Source organism: Rugamonas sp. GW822-FHT03B10, assembly GCF_058801745.1.
The window spans coordinates 1-17180 of the sequence record NZ_JBXANP010000003.1 but is presented as its reverse complement, the minus strand read 5'-3'; the positions used below and the strand labels follow the sequence as shown (position 1 = coordinate 17180).

At 69.1% G+C, this 17180-nt stretch carries 15 protein-coding genes; all 15 read left to right on the top strand.

Annotation, left to right across the window (positions count from 1 at the left end; genetic code table 11):
* Positions 1 to 1161, top strand: a complete 1161-nt coding sequence (locus AC1RQG_RS06000) for a nucleotidyltransferase family protein (RefSeq protein WP_493129325.1) — start codon at positions 1 to 3, stop codon at positions 1159 to 1161.
* Entirely contained in the window at positions 1158 to 2573 is a 1416-nt protein-coding gene (locus AC1RQG_RS05995; RefSeq protein ID WP_493129323.1) for a mannose-1-phosphate guanylyltransferase/mannose-6-phosphate isomerase, read from the top strand. Before AC1RQG_RS06000 ends, AC1RQG_RS05995 begins: the two co-directional genes overlap by 4 nt.
* A gap of 129 nt (positions 2574 to 2702) precedes the next feature.
* On the top strand, positions 2703 to 3668 hold the full coding sequence (locus tag AC1RQG_RS05990) for a TIGR03790 family protein (protein WP_493129321.1): 966 nt from the start codon (positions 2703 to 2705) through the stop codon (positions 3666 to 3668).
* Positions 3669 to 3793: 125 nt separating this feature from the next.
* Positions 3794 to 6811: an ExeM/NucH family extracellular endonuclease gene (locus tag AC1RQG_RS05985; RefSeq protein ID WP_493129319.1), complete on the top strand. Its 3018-nt coding sequence runs from the start codon at positions 3794 to 3796 to the stop codon at positions 6809 to 6811.
* Between the two features lie 9 nt (positions 6812 to 6820).
* Positions 6821 to 7444 carry an NF038129 family PEP-CTERM protein gene (locus AC1RQG_RS05980; RefSeq protein ID WP_493129317.1) on the top strand — a complete coding sequence of 208 codons (624 nt, stop codon included), beginning with the start codon at positions 6821 to 6823 and terminating at the stop codon, positions 7442 to 7444.
* A gap of 233 nt (positions 7445 to 7677) precedes the next feature.
* Entirely contained in the window at positions 7678 to 8400 is a 723-nt protein-coding gene (locus tag AC1RQG_RS05975) for a response regulator (RefSeq protein WP_493129316.1), read from the top strand.
* A 1-nt stretch (position 8401) separates the two neighbouring features.
* Positions 8402 to 9211, top strand: a complete 810-nt coding sequence (epsA, locus tag AC1RQG_RS05970; protein ID WP_493129315.1) for an XrtB/PEP-CTERM-associated transcriptional regulator EpsA — start codon at positions 8402 to 8404, stop codon at positions 9209 to 9211.
* Between the two features lie 255 nt (positions 9212 to 9466).
* A complete protein-coding gene (gene gspG / locus AC1RQG_RS05965; RefSeq protein WP_493129314.1) occupies positions 9467 to 9910 on the top strand; it encodes a type II secretion system major pseudopilin GspG in 444 nt (147 codons plus the stop codon).
* Positions 9911 to 9937: 27 nt separating this feature from the next.
* Entirely contained in the window at positions 9938 to 11122 is a 1185-nt protein-coding gene (locus tag AC1RQG_RS05960) for a type II secretion system F family protein (protein WP_493129313.1), read from the top strand.
* 32 nt (positions 11123 to 11154) lie between these two features.
* Positions 11155 to 12813 carry a GspE/PulE family protein gene (locus AC1RQG_RS05955; protein ID WP_493130017.1) on the top strand — a complete coding sequence of 553 codons (1659 nt, stop codon included), beginning with the start codon at positions 11155 to 11157 and terminating at the stop codon, positions 12811 to 12813.
* The gene (locus AC1RQG_RS05950; RefSeq protein WP_493129311.1) at positions 12806 to 13636 is read left to right on the top strand and encodes a hypothetical protein; all 831 of its coding nucleotides are present in this window, start codon (positions 12806 to 12808) and stop codon (positions 13634 to 13636) included. The genes AC1RQG_RS05955 and AC1RQG_RS05950 overlap by 8 nt, the downstream gene beginning before the upstream one ends.
* The gene (locus AC1RQG_RS05945) at positions 13633 to 14190 is read left to right on the top strand and encodes a hypothetical protein (RefSeq protein ID WP_493129310.1); all 558 of its coding nucleotides are present in this window, start codon (positions 13633 to 13635) and stop codon (positions 14188 to 14190) included. Before AC1RQG_RS05950 ends, AC1RQG_RS05945 begins: the two co-directional genes overlap by 4 nt.
* Positions 14187 to 14750 (top strand): hypothetical protein, encoded by a 564-nt coding sequence (locus tag AC1RQG_RS05940; RefSeq protein WP_493129308.1) that lies wholly within the window; start codon positions 14187 to 14189, stop codon positions 14748 to 14750. Before AC1RQG_RS05945 ends, AC1RQG_RS05940 begins: the two co-directional genes overlap by 4 nt.
* Entirely contained in the window at positions 14747 to 15295 is a 549-nt protein-coding gene (locus AC1RQG_RS05935; protein WP_493129306.1) for a hypothetical protein, read from the top strand. The genes AC1RQG_RS05940 and AC1RQG_RS05935 overlap by 4 nt, the downstream gene beginning before the upstream one ends.
* Positions 15295 to 17180: secretin GspD/PilQ domain-containing protein (locus tag AC1RQG_RS05930; protein ID WP_493129304.1), on the top strand; the 1886-nt coding region annotated here is incomplete at its 3' end. The genes AC1RQG_RS05935 and AC1RQG_RS05930, both read left to right, overlap by 1 nt.

Below are 17180 nucleotides of genomic sequence, written 5' to 3'. Positions count from 1 at the left end.
ATGAAAGCGATGATATTGGCGGCCGGCAAAGGCACGCGGGTGCGTCCTTTGACCTACGATTTGCCCAAGCCCATGATCCCCATCCTGGGCAAGCCCGTGATGGCCTACCTGATCGAGCACCTGCATCGCTACGGCGTGACCGAGATCATGGTCAACGTCAGCTACCTGCACGAGAAGATCGAGGAGTATTTCGGCGAGGGCCACCAGTTCGACGTGCAGATCGGCTACTCGTTCGAAGGCTACACCAACGACGAGGGCGAGGTGGTGCCCGAGCCGCTCGGCTCGGCCGGCGGCATGAAGAAGATCCAGGAGTTCGGCGGCTTCTTCGACGACACCACCATCGTGCTGTGCGGCGACGCCCTGATCGACCTGGACCTGAAGTCGGCCCTGTTCGAGCACCGCCGCAAGGGCGCGCTGGCGTCCGTCATCACCACCGAGGTGCCGTGGGACAAGGTCGAGAGCTACGGCGTGGTCGTCACCGACGAGGCCGGCCGCATCACGCAGTTCCAGGAGAAGCCGCGCCAGCACGAGGCGCTGTCGAACCGGGTCAGCACCGGCATCTACATCTTCGAGCCCGAGGTGATCGACCTGATCCCGTCGGACCGGCCGTTCGACATCGGTTCCGAACTGTTCCCGCTGCTGGCCGAACGCGGTTTGCCGTTCTTCGCCCAGACGCGCCGCTTCAACTGGATCGACATCGGCAGCGTGCGCGACTACTGGGAAGTGTGCCAGAGCGTGCTGATGGGCGAGGTGGCCAACCTGCACATGCCGGGGATACAGATCAACGACGGCCTGTGGGTGGGCCAGAACACCAGCATCGACTGGCAGGACACGCGCATCGAGGGGCCGGTCTACATCGGCTCGGGCACCCGCATCGAGGCCGGCGTGACCATCATCGGCCCGACGTGGATAGGCCACGGCAGCCACGTGTGCCGCGGCGCCAACGTGGTGCGCAGCGTGCTGTTCGAATATACTCGTGTGTTAGAAAATGTTTCTTTGAACGAAATGATCGTGTTCAAGGACTATAGTGTGAACCGCGCCGGCGAGATGAAACACGCCTCCGAGTATGATTCCGAGGCCTGGGCCAACGCGCGCGACCGGCGCCGCGGACGGCGGCCCGACCCGAGTAACGAGTTAGCGGAAAAGAGAAATAGAGCATGAAGATTTATCCAGTCATCCTGTCCGGCGGTTCGGGCACCCGTTTATGGCCGCTGTCGCGCGCCGTGTTGCCCAAGCAATTGCTGCCGCTGGTGACTGAGCACACCATGCTGCAGGAGACGGCGCTGCGCCTGGCCGGCCGGCCGCAGCTGATGCAGCCGCTGGTCGTGTGCGGCAACGAGCACCGCTTCCTGGTGGCCGAGCAGATGCGCGAGATCGGCGTGGCGCCGCTGGGCATCCTGCTCGAACCCGTGGGCCGCAACACGGCGCCGGCCGTGGCCGCCGCCGCCCACTACCTGCAGGCGATCGACCCCGAGGCCGTGATGCTGGTGTTGCCGGCCGACCACGTGATCGCCGACGTCGACGCCTTCCACGCCGCCATCGAACAGGCCTGCGTGCCGGTGGCCGAGGGCGCGCTGGCCACCTTCGGCATCGTGCCCACGGCGCCCGAGACCGGCTACGGCTACATCCAGAGCGGCGCCGGCGCGGGCGCGCCGCATTGCTACAAGGTCGACCGCTTCGTCGAAAAACCGAACCGGGAAACGGCCCAGGGCTTCGTGGCGGCCGGCAATTACTACTGGAACAGCGGCATGTTCCTGTTCCGCGCCGCCGCCTATCTGGACGAGCTGCGCCAGTTCGCGCCGGCCATCGCCGACGCCAGCGCGGCGGCCGTGGCCCAGGGCTACCGCGACCTCGATTTCTGCCGCCTCGACGAGGCCGCCTTCACGGCCTGCCCGTCGGACTCGATCGACTACGCCGTGATGGAGCACACGCGCCACGCCGTCGTGGTGCCGGCCTCGATCGGCTGGAGCGACGTCGGCTCCTGGTCGGCCCTGTGGGAAGTGCAGCAGAGCGACGAGAACGGCAACGTGGTGCGCGGCGACGTCTACCTCGACGACGTGTCCGGTTCGCTGGTGCGGGCCGAGAGCCGCATCGTGGCCGTGGTCGGCGTCAAGGACCTGGTGGTGGTGGAGACGGCCGACGCCGTGCTGGTGGCCCACAAGGACCAGGTGCAGCGCGTCAAGCAGATCGTCGACCACCTGAAGGCCGAGGGCCGCACCGAGCACCTGCACCACACCAAGGTCTACCGGCCGTGGGGCTGCTACGAGGGCATCGACATGGGCGAGCGCTTCCAGGTCAAGCGCATCACCGTCAATCCGGGCGGCAAGCTGTCGCTGCAGATGCACCACCACCGCGCCGAGCACTGGGTGGTGGTCAGCGGCACGGCCCGCGTCACCTGCGGCGACAAGGTCAGCCTGCTGACGGAGAACGAATCGACCTACATCCCGATCGGCATGAACCACCGGCTCGAGAATCCGGGCAAGGTGCCGCTGCACCTGATCGAGGTGCAGTCGGGCAGCTACCTGGGCGAGGACGACATCGTCCGTTTCGAGGACGTCTACCAGCGCGCCTGAGGTGGCTGGACGCCGGCCCCGCAGACGCTATAATCGGGACGGCGGCATGTGCCGTCGTCCATCCACTCCGGGGTTTTGTCCTTGCGCGCCTTCCTGATACTTTGCGCCAGCCTGTGCTGTCAGTCCGCCATGGCCGGCGCGCCGCCGGCCGCCGGGCTGCAACCGTCGCAGCTGGCGATCATCGTCAACGACGACGAGCCGAACAGCGTGACCATCGGCGAATTCTACCGCCAGGCGCGCGACATCCCGGCCCGCAACGTGGTCCACGTCAACATTCCCGGCAAGCCCCACAAGCTCACGGCCGACCAGTTCCGCCACCTGAACAATGTGATCGAGCTGCAGCTGCCGCCCGGCATCCAGGCCGTGCTGATGGTGTGGACGGCGCCCTATGCGGTCGAGTGCAATTCGATCACGTCCGCCTACACGCTGGGCTTCGATCCCGGCCTGTGCGACAAGCCGTGCGAGCCGAGCAAGCCTAGCCCGTATTTCAACGCCGCGTCGAGCCGGCCCCGCAACGATTTCGGCATCCGCCTGTCCATGCTGCTGCCGACCGAGTCGGTCGAGCAGGCCAAGGCCCTGATCCTGCGCGGCAAGGCCAGCGGTTTTCGCGTGCAGCCGGCCACGGCCTATTACCTGGTCACGAGCGACGCGGCGCGCAACAGCCGCTCCATGTTTTTCCCCCGTTCCATGGTGCTGCCGCAGCAGCAGCTGACCATCCGCACCCTGCGCGCCGACAGCATCGCCGACGTCAAGGACATCATGATCTACCAGACGGGCAGGGTGAGGGTCGAACAGCTCGACACGCTGCATTTTTTGCCCGGCGCGCTGGCCGACCACCTGACTTCGGCCGGTGGCGATCTGCTGGGCACCGCCCAGATGAGCAGCCTGCGCTGGCTGGAGGCGGGCGCCACGGCCAGCTACGGCACCGTGTCCGAGCCATGCAACTACTGGCAGAAATTCCCGCAGCCCACGGTGCTGCTCAAGCACTACCTCGGCGGCGCCACGGCCATCGAAGCCTACTGGCGCAGCGTGGCCTGGCCGGCCCAGGGCGTGTTCATCGGCGAGCCGCTGGCCGCGCCGTACCGCCAGCATTAGCGAAGCGCCGGCGCCGGCCGCGTGCGCCCTTAGTCCGTTCGGACTAAGGCCCTGTCATCAAGTCGTCATGCCCTGTGAATAATATGCAAATGGCAAGATTGCATACTTACAGGACAGGAAACCACATGACTCTTTACGCTCCCCCCCATGCCGCGCGGGTCGCCGCCACGCTGGGCCGCCGCACCGTGCTGGCGGCGCTGCTGGCCGGCCTGGGCTTGCCGGCGCTCGCCTCCGACGTCGTCATCAGCCAGGTCTACGGCGGCGGCGGCAATTCCGGCGCCACCTACAAGAACGATTTCATCGAGCTGTTCAACCGCAGCGCCAGCCCCGTCAGCCTGAACGGCTGGAGCGTGCAGTACGCCAGCGCCGCCAGCGCGGCCGGCGCGGCCTGGCAGGTGACGCCGCTGCCCAATGTGACCCTGCAGCCGGGCCAGTACCTGCTGGTGCAGGAGGCGATGGGCGCGGGCGGCAGCACGGCCCTGCCCACGCCGCAGGCGGTCGGCACCATCGCCATGAGCGGCACGGCCGGCAAGGTGGCGCTGGCCAGCAGCACGGCCGCGTTCAACGTCAGCAATCCGAGCGGCGGCGCGCTGCGCGACCTGCTCGGCTACGGCAACACGGCCAACGGCTACGAGGGCGCGCCCGGCCCCGGCCTGTCCAACACCACGGCCGCCCAGCGCGGCGACTACGGCTGCGCCGACACCGACAACAACCTGGCCGACTTCGGCACGGCCGCGCCGGCGCCGCGCAACAGCGCCTCCGACCTGCGCGTGTGCGGCGCGCCCGTGGTGCTGCCGATCGTGGCCACCTGCCCGGCCACGCTGGCCCTGGCCGCCGGCAGCGGCGGCGGCGCCATGCTGTCGGCCACGGACGCGGACGGCATCGTCAACAGCGCCGTCATCACCTCGGCCGCCGTGCCCGGCATCAGCCTGGCCGGTTTCACGGCCGCCGACGCGGCCGGCGGCAACGCCAGCGTCAGCCTGAACGTGGGCGGCGCCGTGCCTGTGGGCAGCTACCCGGTCGCCATCAGCTTCGGCAACGACCAGGGCCAGAACGCCGGCTGCACCGTCAACGTCGACGTGACGCCGCTGGCCGGCGTCACCCACAGCATCCCGCAAATCCAGGGCGCCGGCGACACCAGCCCGTACGCGGGCACGGTGCAGACCACCGAGGGCGTGCTGACGCTGAAAGTGGGCACCGGCTTCTTCATCCAGGACGAGGCCGGCGACGGCGACCCCACCACCTCGGACGGCATCTTCGTCTACACCGGCAGCGCCACCAACAGCGCCCAGCCCGGCGACAAGGTGCGCGTGACAGGCAGCGTCTATGAATACACGCCGACCGGCGCCAGCCATTCGGTCACCGAACTCAAGGATGTGACGGCCGTCGTCACCCAGAGCAGCGGCCACAGCATCACGCCGACCAATATCGACCTGCCCAACGCCAACCTGGGCCAGCTGGAAGGCATGCTGGTGCGCTTCGCCCATCCGCTGACGGTGTCGCAATCGGCATTCCTCGGCACGCGCGGCGAACTGAGCCTGTCGTCGGGCCGGCTGGAAGTGCCCACCAACCACTACCCGCCGCGCACCCCCGAGGCGCTGGCCATGGCCGCCGCCAACGCGCAGAACCTGATCGTGCTCGACGACGGCCTGACCGTCACGCCGCCCACCATCCCCTACATCGGCCAGGACGGCACCATCCGCGCCGGCGACACGGTGGCCGACCTGACCGGCGTGATCGACTTCGCGCCCAAGGGCGGCGGCGGGGCCGCCTACAAGCTGCAGCCGACCGTGGCGCCGCAGTTCTCGCGCGACAATCCGCGCACCACGGCGCCGGCCGTCGTGGCCGGCAACGTGCGCGTGGCCAGCGCCAACGTGCTCAACTTCTTCACCACCTTCACCAACGGCAGCAACGTGGAAGGGGCGAGCAACCAGGGTTGTTCGCTGGGCGCCAGCGTGTCGAAGTCGAACTGCCGCGGCGCCGACAACATGACGGAGTTCGTGCGCCAGCGCGACAAGATCGTCGGCGAGCTGAAAGCCATCGACGCCGATGTCTACGGCCTGATGGAGATCCAGAACAACGGCGAGTACACGGTCACCTACCTGGTCGACGCGCTCAACACGGCCATCGGCGCGCCCACCTACGCGGTGGTGCCCAAGCCGGCCGACACCGGCACGGACGCGATCCGCGTGGCCATGATCTACAAGCCGTCCAGCCTGGCGCTGGTGGGCGGCGCGCTGTCCGACAGCGACAGCATCAACAACCGTCCGCCGATGGCGCAGACCTTCCGCGCCGCCAACGGCGAGAAGTTCTCGCTGGTGGTCAACCACCTCAAGTCCAAGGGGAGCTGCCCGACCGGCACCGGCCCCGACACCGACCGTGGCGACAGCCAGGGCTGCTGGAACGCCACCCGCATCCAGCAGGCCAACCGGCTGGTGGGCACGTTCGTGCCGCAGGTGATGGCCGCCGCCGGCGACCCCGACGTGCTGCTGATCGGCGACTTCAATTCGCACGGCTTCGAAGACCCGATCAACGCCATCACGGCCACCGGCTATGTCAACCAGCTGGAACGGTATGTGCGCCCGAACGGCATGCCGTATTCGTTCATCTTCGACAGCCAGAGCGGCTACCTCGACCACGCGCTGGCCAGCGCGAAAATGAACGGCCAGGTGGCCGGCGCCACGGAATGGCACATCAACGCCGACGAGCCCACCGTGATCGACTACAACCTGAACGGCAAGCAGCAGGACCTGTACACGGCCCAGCCATACCGCGCCTCCGACCACGACCCGGTGGTGATCAGCCTGAACCTGCAGCCATCGTTCGTGGACGTGGGCGCCAGCGTGCGCGCCGTCGGCAGCGGCCTGGTGTACAACCGCGCCACCGGCAAATACGGCAGCACCTTCACCGTCACCAACACGGGGGCGGCGGCATTGACGGGGCCGTTCCAGGTCGAGTTCGACGGCCTGCCGGCCGGCGTCACCCTGGTCAACGCCACCGGCAGCCACAACGGCGCACCATACATCACGGTCGACGCCGCGTCGCTGGCGGCGGGCGCCAGCGTGTCGTTCCCGCTCAGCTTCAGCAAGACGGGCAGCGCCAATATCGGCTACACGGTCCACGTCTACAGCGGTACTTTTTAAGGAATCCCCATGCAATCATCCAACATCCTCCCCGCGCTGCGGCGCGGCGCCCTGGCCCTGGCCCTGACGGCCGCCGCCGGCCTGGCTTCGGCCCAGTCCATGCACGTGGTGCTCGATACGACCGGCCTGGGCAGCAGCGGCTGGCTGGACCTGCAGTTCAATCCGGCCAGCGTGCCGGCCGTGGCCGCCAGCGCGCTGGTCGACCACCTGAGCGGCTTTGACGGCGGCGTGGCCGCGCAACTGAATGGCGACGTGCAGGCCCAGGGCGGCGCCTTCGTGTTCGGCAACAGCACCGACTGGAACGACCTGTTCCACGCCGTCCACCTGGGCGGCACGGTCAGCTTCGACGTCAGCTTCAGCGGCTTGCCCGATCCGTCGCCGGCCGCCATCCCGTCGCTGTTCTCGGTGTCGCTGTACGGCGCCGACGGCGCCACCCAGCTCGGCCATCCAGACGCCAACGGCAGCCTGCTGTCGCTGAGCTGGAACCCGGCCGCCAGCGGCGCCGGCCAGGTCGGCGTGGCGGTGGTCGATGCCGGCGTGGCCAGCGTCAGCCCGGTGCCGGAACCGTCGGCCTGGCTGATGCTGGGCGCCGGCCTGGCGTTGCTGGGCATGGTCAAGCGCCGCCGCGCCTGACCCGGCCGGACCCGCGCCGCGCCCGCGCGTGGCGCAATGGAGACACATGCGATGCCGCCGGCGTCCATGTGTCTTTTTCTTTGGGGGCGGGCGGGGCGCACGGCGGTTGGCGGCGGCGCGATTTATAGCGCCAGCCTCTGAATGGATGAATGAAATTGTATTAGTCACATCATGGTGCTTGATGCATAGTTAAAATTTACACATCATCGCAGCCGATGCGCCGAACCGCCGCCATGACCGCCCACTGCCTGATCGTCGACCCCGATGCCGCCTGCCAGGAACTGCTGGCGTTCAACCTCGACATGGCCGGTTACGGCGTGAGCCGGGCCCGCGATGGCGAAAGCGCGCTGCTGCTGATGGAGACGGCCGTGCCGGACCTGCTGCTGCTGGACTGGAGCTTGCCGGGCCAGTCCGGCGTCGCCCTGATCCGCCGCCTGCGCGCCCAGTGGCGCACGCGCGAGCTGCCCATCATCATGCTGACGGCGCGCGCCGCCGAGCAGGACAAGATCGTGGCGCTGGAGGCCGGCGCCGACGACTACATCACCAAACCGTTCAGCCCGCGCGAAACGCTGGCCCGCGTGCACGCGCTGCTGCGCCGGCGCCAGCCGCCGGCCGGCGGCGGACCCGTGCAGATGGCCGGCCTGCGGCTCGACCCGGCCACCTTGCAGGTGACGGCGGGCGCCCGTCCGCTGGCGCTGGGGCGGGTCGAATTCAGGCTGCTCAATTTCCTCATGCACCATCCCGAGCGCGTGCACAGCCGCGCCCAACTGCTTGACCACGTGTGGGGCAACGCGGCCTGCCTCGGCGAGCGCACGGTGGACGCCCACGTGGGCCGGCTGCGCAGCGCCCTGCAGCCGAGCGGCCACCAGCGCCATATCGAAACCGTGCGCGGCAGCGGCTACCGCTTCGTCGCCTGGCAGGCGCGGCGGGCCGGCGCGCAGGGCAGGGCGGCCTGACATGGAGCAACTGGTCATCCTGAGCAAGCTGGAGCAGGAAGCGCTGCTGCATGCGATCGAGGCGGCGCTGCCCGTGCGCGAGGCGCGCCAGTTCTTCCTGTGGACGCAGGGCCAGATGCAGGCGCTGCTGCCGCATCAGATCATGGTCTGCCTGCGCTTTGGCGCCGATGATGAGCTGGTCCACAGCAGTTGCCTGCACAGCGGCGTGCTGGACGCGGCCGTGCGTTCCAGGCTGGCCGATCCCGCCGATGGCCTGGCCCTGCGCCTGGCCCGCCACTGCAGGGCCGGTCTGCGACTGCCCGCCGGCGTCGTCGCGGCGGGCGTGGTGGCGCAGCCGTCGTTGCTGCCGTTCCAGGCCGAGTTGCGCCAGTGCGGCATCGACAATGCGCTGGTGCACGGCACCGAGCGCCTGCCGGGCGGCGCCAGCTGCTTCGTCCTGTTCGGCCTGCCCCATGCGGCGCCCGCGCGCCAGGCCTATTTCCTGGCCTTGCTGCTGCCCTACCTGCACCTGAGCTGGCAGGGCGTGTGCGCCGGCGCGGCCGGCGGTACACGGGCGGACGGCGCGCGCGCGGACGGCGCGCTGGCGCGGCCCGTGAGCGCGCGCGAGGCCGACATCCTGTACTGGGTCCGCGAGGGCAAGAGCAACGACGAGATCGGCCAGTTGCTGGGCATTAGCGGCCTGACGGTGAAGAACCATTTGCAGCGCCTGTACCGGCTGCTGGGCGTATCGAACCGGGCCCATGCGATCGCCCGCTGCGGCGCGCTGCGCCTGCTGGAACGGCCGCGCCCGGCGCTGGCCAGCGCGGCCTGATGGTTGCCAGTCAATGTAGTCATCCGTATAATCGAAATGGCTAATTTTTCAATATTTGTTATTTGGCCTGACTGTGTCAACCGCCTGTGAGGAAAAGACGACAATGTTGGGAAAAGTAAAACAACTGGCGACGGCTGGGGTAAGCTGCCGGGGCCCACTTGCAGGGCGTCAATAAAACATTGTCGCAACCATAAGCCGCGTGGTAGCCTCTGGACTCTGGGCGGGCGCGGATAGTCGAATTGAGGAGTCGTGTTGATGGATGGTGCAAAGAATCAGGCAGCCGCCGGGCCGCGCAAGGCCGGCGGCTTCACCTTGCTGGAACTGCTGGTGGTGATCGTCATCATCGGCCTGCTGGCCGCTTACGTGGGACCGAAGTATTTCGCCCAGCTGGGCAAGTCGGAAGTGACCATCGCCAAGGCCCAGATCGAAGCGTTTGAAAAGTCGCTCGACACCTACCGGCTCGACGTAGGCCGCTATCCGACCACGGATGAAGGCCTGGCCGCGCTGCTGGCGGCGCCCGCCACGGCCGGCGCCAAGTGGAACGGCCCCTACCTGAAGAAGGCCGTGCCGCCCGATCCGTGGGGCCACCCCTACCAATACCGTTCGCCCGGCACCAAGGGCGAATTCGAGATCGTCTCGCTGGGCCGCGACGGCCAGCCGGGCGGCTCGGGCGAGGACGCCGACATCAGCTCGCAATAAGCCTGTCCGTCCGCGCCGGTTCCCGCCATGCAGTTCGACGTCCGCACCTTGTCGGCCGATATGGTCATCGCCCATCTGCTTGTCGATGGCCGCGATGAGGCCGACGCGCGCCGCCAGGTGGAGGCGCGCGGCCTGTTCGTGAGCGCCATCGCGCCCGTGCGCGGCACGCTGCGCACGCGGCGCGGCAAGGGCCTCTCGCTGGTGCTGTTCAGCCAGGAATTGCTGGCCCTGCTGACGGCGGGGCTGGGCATCGTCGAGGCGCTGGAAGCGCTTCTGGAAAAGGAAGCCAGCCCCGCCACGCGCGGCGTGCTGGAACGGCTGCTGGCCGGCCTGCGTGAAGGCCAGCGTTTCTCCGCCGTGCTGGCCGACCAGCCCGAACTGTTTCCTCCCCTGTACGTGGGCATCGTCAAGGCGGCCGAAGGCACGTCCGACCTGCCGCGCGCCCTGTCCCGCTTCATCGACTACCAGCAGCGCATCGACCTGGTGCGCGGCAAGCTGGTGTCGGCCGCCATCTATCCGTGCATCCTGCTGCTGGTGGGCGGCGGCGTGAGCCTGTTCCTGATCGGCTACGTGGTGCCGCGCTTCGCCGAGGTGTACCAGGGCGCCGGCCGCAATCTGCCGTGGTTGTCGCAGCAGATGCTCAACTGGGGCCAGTTCGCGGGCCAGCACACGGCCGTGCTGCTGGGCGGGATCGCCGCCGCGGTGGCCGGCGTGACGCTGCTGCTGCGACGCCTGGCCGGCAGCGGCGGCCTGGCCAGCCTGCTGGGCCGTGTGCCGGGCATCGGCGAACGCGTGCGCATCTATGAACTTTCGCGCCTGTACCTGACGCTGGGCATGCTCAGCGAAGGCGGCATCACCATCGTGCACGCGATCGACACCGTGCAGGGCATGGTGTCGCCGTCGGTGCGCGCCGGGCTGCAGGGCGCGCGGGCCGACGTCGAGGCCGGCCTGCCGCTGTCGACCGCGTTCGAACGCAACGGCCTGACCACGCCGATCTCGCTGCGCATGCTGCGCGTGGGCGAGCGCACCGGCGACATGGGCCCCATGCTGACCCAGTCGGCCGCCTTCTACGACGGCGAGATCAGCCGCTGGATCGACCGCTTCACGCGCACCTTCGAGCCGCTGCTGATGGCCGCCATCGGCCTGGTGGTGGGCGCCATCGTGGTGCTGCTGTACATGCCCATCTTCGATCTGGCGGGGGACATGTCGTGAGCGCGCTGCACCTGCCGGCCATCGACACGGCCATGATGACGCGCGCCCGCGCGCTGGCGCTGCAATCGAAACGCACGCTGGTCGAAGAACTGGAGGCGCTGTCGGGCATGGAGCCGCGCCTGGTGGTGCAGGCGTTGGCCCAGCCGTTCGGGCTGGCGGTGCTGGAGACGGCCGACATGCTGGCCATGCACCCGGCGTTCGACCTGCTGCCGCTGTCGCAGGCGCTGGCGCGCCGCTGCGCGTTGCTGCGCGCGGACGATGGCGCGCTGGCCGGCGTGATCGACGATCCCTTCGACCTCGATCTGCAAACCTGGCTGGGCACGCAGGCGCGCGCCACGCCGCACGCGCCGCTGGCGGTGCGGCTGGCGCTGCGGGCCGACATCTCGGCCTATCTGTCCAAGCAGGAGGAATCGGCGCGCGCCACCGACTCGCTGCTGCCGGGCGCCAGCGAAGGCCGGCGCGACGGCAAGACGGCCGCCGTGCTGTCGTTCGCGTCCGTGTCCGAGGCGGCCAGCCCCGCCGTGCGGCTGGTCAATTCCACGCTGTACGACGCGCTCAAGGCCGGCGCCTCCGACATCCACCTCGAAAGCACGGCCGGCGGCCTGGCCGTCAAGTACCGGGTCGATGGCGTGCTCGATCACGCCACCTCCGTCAACGGCATCGAAGTGGCCGAGCAGATCATCTCGCGCCTGAAGGTGCTGGCCGAACTCGATATCGCCGAGCGCCGCGTGCCGCAGGACGGCAGCTTCCGGGTCGAGGCGGGCGGGCGCGAGATCGACCTGCGCGTCTCCATCATGCCCAGCATCCACGGCGAGGACGCCGTGATCCGTATCCTCGACAAGCGCGCCATGATCGAAGCCTACGGCTCGCTGACGCTGGAGGCGCTCGGCTTCGACGCGCCGTCTCTGGCCACGCTGCGGGTGCTGGCGCAGGAGGCCTACGGCATGCTGCTGGTGACGGGCCCCACCGGCTCCGGCAAGACCACCACGCTGTACGCGGCGCTGACGGAGATCCACAACGGGCGCGAAAAGATCATCACCATCGAAGACCCGGTCGAATACCAGCTGCCCGGCATCCTGCAGATTCCCGTCAACGAGAAGAAGGGCCTGACCTTCGCCAAGGGTTTGCGCTCGATCCTGCGCCACGACCCGGACAAGATCATGGTGGGCGAGATCCGCGACCGCGAGACGGCCGAAATCGCCGTGCAGTCGGCGCTCACGGGCCACCTGGTGCTGACCACGGTGCACGCCAACAACGTGTTCGACGTGTTCGGCCGCTTCACCCACATGGGTATCGATCCCTACGCCTTCGTGTCGGCGCTGAACGGCATCTGGGCCCAGCGCCTGGTGCGCATCAACTGCCCGCACTGCGCCGCGCCGTACACGCCGGACGAGCAGGAGCTGGCCAGCGTGGGCCTGACCTGGGCCGACGCGCAGGACTACCTGTTCATGCAGGGCAAGGGCTGCGGCGACTGCCGTGGCACCGGCTACAAGGGCCGCCGTTCGATCGCCGAGATCCTGACCCTGAACGACGAGATCCGCGAACTGATCGTCGACAAGCGGCCGATCCGCCAGATCAAGCAGGCGGCCCACGCCAACGGCACGCGCAGTCTGCGCCAGGCGGCGCTGGAACTGGTGCGGCGCGGCGGCACCACGCTGGCCGAGATCAAACGGGTGACCTTGCATGCGTAGATGGCCGGGACAAGCGTTGCGCGTCGGCGTGTCAGCCGGCGCCGTCAGCCTGCTGCGCACCAGCCGCTGGCGCGGGCCGGCGCTGACGGTGCTGGCCGAACATGCGTTCTCGCCGGCCGGCGAGCATCCGTTCGACGCCATCGGCAACGCCTTGCGCGCGCTGCTGGGCGAGCAGCGCTTGTCGGGCTGGCCGGTCAGCATCGTGCTCGATGACGACCTGACGCGCTTGTGGCAGGTCACGCCGCCGGCCGGCGCGGCGCGCCTGGCCGACATCGAAGCGGCGGCCGGCCTGCGTTTCCACACGCTGTACGGCGAAGCGCCGGCAGCGTGGCGTATCGCCGCCGACTGGGATGCCAGCCATCCGTTCTTCGCCGCCGCCGTGCCGCGCACGCTGCTGACGGTGCTGGAGCAGGTGGCGCGCGAACAGCAGCTGGTGATCGTCGAAGTCCTGCCCCATTTCATCGCCGCCTGGAACCGCTGGCGGCGCGCGCTGGCGCCCGGCGCCTGGTTCGGCGTGCTGCACGACGGCCTGCTGACGGTGGCGGCGGTGGATGGCCAGCGCCTGCGCGCCGTGCACGCGCTGCCGGTGCCGGCCGGCGCCGACCATTACTGGCTGACCCAGGCCTTGACGCGCGAAGCGCTGCTGCATCAACTGGACGTGCCGTCGCAGCTGCAATTGTGCGGTCCCGCGCCGGCCCTGTGGACCGGCCCGGTGAGCAATCCCGCCCACATCCGGTGCACAGCGCTCGATCTGGCGCAGCGCGCCGGCGAAGCCAAGTGGAGCAGCGCGGCCATGCTGGCGCGCCGAGGGAGCATGGTATGAGCACGACGAAACGACAGCTGCGTATTGATTTCGCCCCGCGTGGCTGGCGCCGGACGCTGTACCACCTGCATCCGGTGGTGCTGGCGGCCGGTGTGGCGGGACTGCTGCTGTGCACGGGCGCGGCGCTCGGTGGCTGGCACGTGGTGGAACTGCGCCGCGCGCGCGAGCAGGCCTTGCGCCAGATCGAGGAACGCCAGGCGGCGCAGCGCGCCAGGCCGGTGGCGGTGGCCGCCGTGGCCATCCCGGAGGCGCAGGCCACGTTCGTCAATGGCGCCGTCATGCAGCTCAACCTGCCGTGGCGTGAACTGCAGGACGCGGTGGCCGCCGCCACGCCGCCCACGGTGGCGCTGCTGGCGCTGGAGCCCGATCCGCGCAAACGTGTGCTCAAGCTCACGGCCGAGACGAAATCGAGCGACGACATGATCGCCTACGTGGAGCAGCTGAAGGAGCAGGAATTGTTCAGCGGCGTGCTGCTGACGCGGCACGAGATCAATGAGCAGGACAGCAATCATCCGTTGCGCTTCCAGCTCGAAGCCCGTTGGGTGGCGCCATGAACGGCGCGCGGCTGTCGGCCTTCGCGTTGCGCGCGCGCCTGGCGCTGGCGCGCGCGGGCGCGCCCGCGTGCGTGGCCGCGCTGCTGTGCGTGGCCGGTGCGGCCGGGTGGGCGTGGCTGCTGCCGCAGCGGGCCGCCCAGGTGGCTCTCAGCGCGCAACCGTTGCCGGCGCCGGTGGCGCTGGTGAGCGCGCCGCCGCCACCCACGGCCGACCAGAACCTGGCCGCGTTCTACGACGTGCTGGGCGAGCAGCGATATGCGGAGCAGCAGGTCAAAGTGCTGTTCGGGCTGGCCGCCAAGGCCAACCTTGTGCTCAGCCAGGGCGAATACAAATCGGCCTACGACAAGGCCAGCCGGGTGTCCACCTACCAGATCGTGCTGCCCGTGAAGGGGCCGTATGCGGCGATCTGGCAGTTCACCTTGCAGGCGCTGCGCGCCATGCCGTTCGCCGCGCTCGATGAAGTGAGCTTCCGGCGCGACGCCATCGCCGACCCGGCCGTCGAGGCGCGCATCCGCCTGACGCTTTACCTGAAGGATGGACAAACGGTGGCGCAGCCATGAAGCCTTACCAGATCGCGATGGCGCTGGCGCTGGTGGGCGCGGCCGGCCTGGCCCTGTTCGGGGACAGGACGCCGTCGTCCGACGTGGCCGAAGCCGTGGTGCGTCCGCGCGCCGCCGGCAAGCCCGCGCCCGCTCCGGCGCGGCGCGGCGAGTCCGGCGCCAGCGCGGCCGCCGGCAGCGGCCCGGCCATCCTGCCGCTGGTGCCGCGCGCGCAACTGGTGGGCGAGGATGGCGACGCCGCGTTCGGCGCCGGCAAGGGCGTGTTCCTGGGCCAGAACTGGACGCCGCCCGCGCCGCCGCCACCGCCGCCACCTCCACCGCCGCCGCCATCGGCGCCGCCGCTGCCGTTCACCTACATCGGCAAGGCCGCCGCCGACGGCGCGTGGGAAGTTTATCTGAGCCGCGCCGACAAGGTGTACGTGGTGCGCGCCAAGACCGTCATCGACGGCGTCTACCGGGTGGACGCGATCGCGCCGCCGCTGATGTCCGTCACCTATCTGCCCATGAACCTGGTTCAACAGCTCAATATTGGAGTGCTCGACTGATGCCTAGTCACCCACAGAAGCGCGCCGGCCGGCGCGTGCTGACGCAGATGACCCGTGGCCTGGCGCTGCCCGCGCTGGCGCTGGCGCTGGCCGGATGCGCCGCGCAACTGGCTTACCGCGACGGCCGCGACCTGGTCGAGCATGACCAGGTGGAAGCGGGGCTGCGCAAGTTCCAGGAAGCCATCGCGGCCGAGCCGGGCAATGCGCAATACCACGCGGCGTATTTGCAGGCGCGCGACCGCGCCACCGTGCGCTATCTGGAGCAGGCCGACCGGGCGCTGGCCGCCGGCCAGTATCCGGCGGCGGAGCAGGGCTTCCAGCGCGTGCTGGCGCTGGATGCGGCCAATGAGCGGGCGCGCGCCGGATTGCGCGCGCTGGACGCGGCGCAGCGCCAGGACAAGCTGCTGGCCAGCGCGCGCGAGCACGAAGCCAAGGGAGAGTACGCGTTGGCCAGCCAGCAGCTGAACGCCATCCTGACCGAGGCGCCCACCCACCCGCAGGCGCGCGAGCTGCTGCGCGAGGTGCAGGCCAAGGTGGCGCCGCCGGTGGTGGAGAGCGGCCTGGCCAAGGCGTTCCGCCAGCCGATCTCGATCGAATTCCGCGACGCGCCGCTGAAGCAGGTGTTCGAGGTGATCGCGCGCCGCTCGGGCCTGAATTTCGTGTTCGACAAGGACGTCAAGACCGACCAGCGGGCGTCGATCTTCCTCAAGAACAGCACGGTGGAATCGGCCATCTACTTCCTGCTGATGACCAACCAGCTGGAACGCCAGGTCATGGATGGCAACACGATCCTGATTTATCCGAACGTGGCGGCCAAGCAGAAGGAATACCAGGAGATGGTGGTCAAGACCTTCTATCTGGCCAACGCCGAGGCCAAGCTGGTGGCCAACACGCTCAAGACCATCCTCAAGTCGCGCGACGTGGTGGTGGATGAAAAGCTCAACCTGCTGATCGTGCGCGACACGCCCGAAGCGATCCGCCTGGCCGAACGGCTGGTGGCGCTGCAGGACGCGCCGGAAGCGGAAGTGATGCTGGAAGTGGAGATCCTGGAGGTCAAGCGCAGCCGCCTGATGGAGCTGGGCGTGGCCTGGCCGGCCGGTGTGAGCCTGACGCCGCTGTCCACCTCGGGCGGCACCGGCTTGACCATCCGCGACCTGAACAACCTGAACCAGCGCACCATCGGCGTCAACGGCGTGGGTGGCACGTTCAACGCCACCATCAACGCCAGCAAGACCGATGGCGACGCCAACCTGCTGGCCAATCCGCGCATCCGCGTGCGCAACAAGGAAAAAGCCAAGATCGTCATCGGCGACAAGGTGCCGGTGATCACCACCACCATTTCGCCCGGCGCCGGCGGCTTCGCCACGGAATCGGTCAGCTATGTGGACGTGGGCCTGACGCTGAACGCGGAGCCGACCATCTACCTGAACAACGAGGTGGGCATCCGCGTGCAGCTGGAAGTGAGCAACCTGGTCAACCAGATCCAGACCAAGTCCGGCACCACGGCCTACCAGATCGGCACGCGCCAGGCATCCACCATGCTGCAGTTGAAGGATGGCGAGAACCAGGTGCTGGCGGGGCTGATCAACAGCGAGGAGCGCAGCACCGGCAGCCATGTGCCGGGTATCGGCGACTTGCCGCTGCTGGGCCGCCTGTTCGGCAGCAACCGCGACGACAATCAGAAGACCGAGATCGTGCTGTCGATCACCCCGCATCTGATCCGTAACGTGCAACGGCCGGAGGCGCAGCTGTCCGAATTCTCGGCCGGCACGGAAGCGAACTTCCGCCGCCGTCCCGACCTGGCGGCGCGTCCGCCGGCCCAGCTGCCGCCGGCGCCGGGCGCGCATCCGGCGGCGCCCGCGCTGCCGGCGCCGCAGGCCGGCGC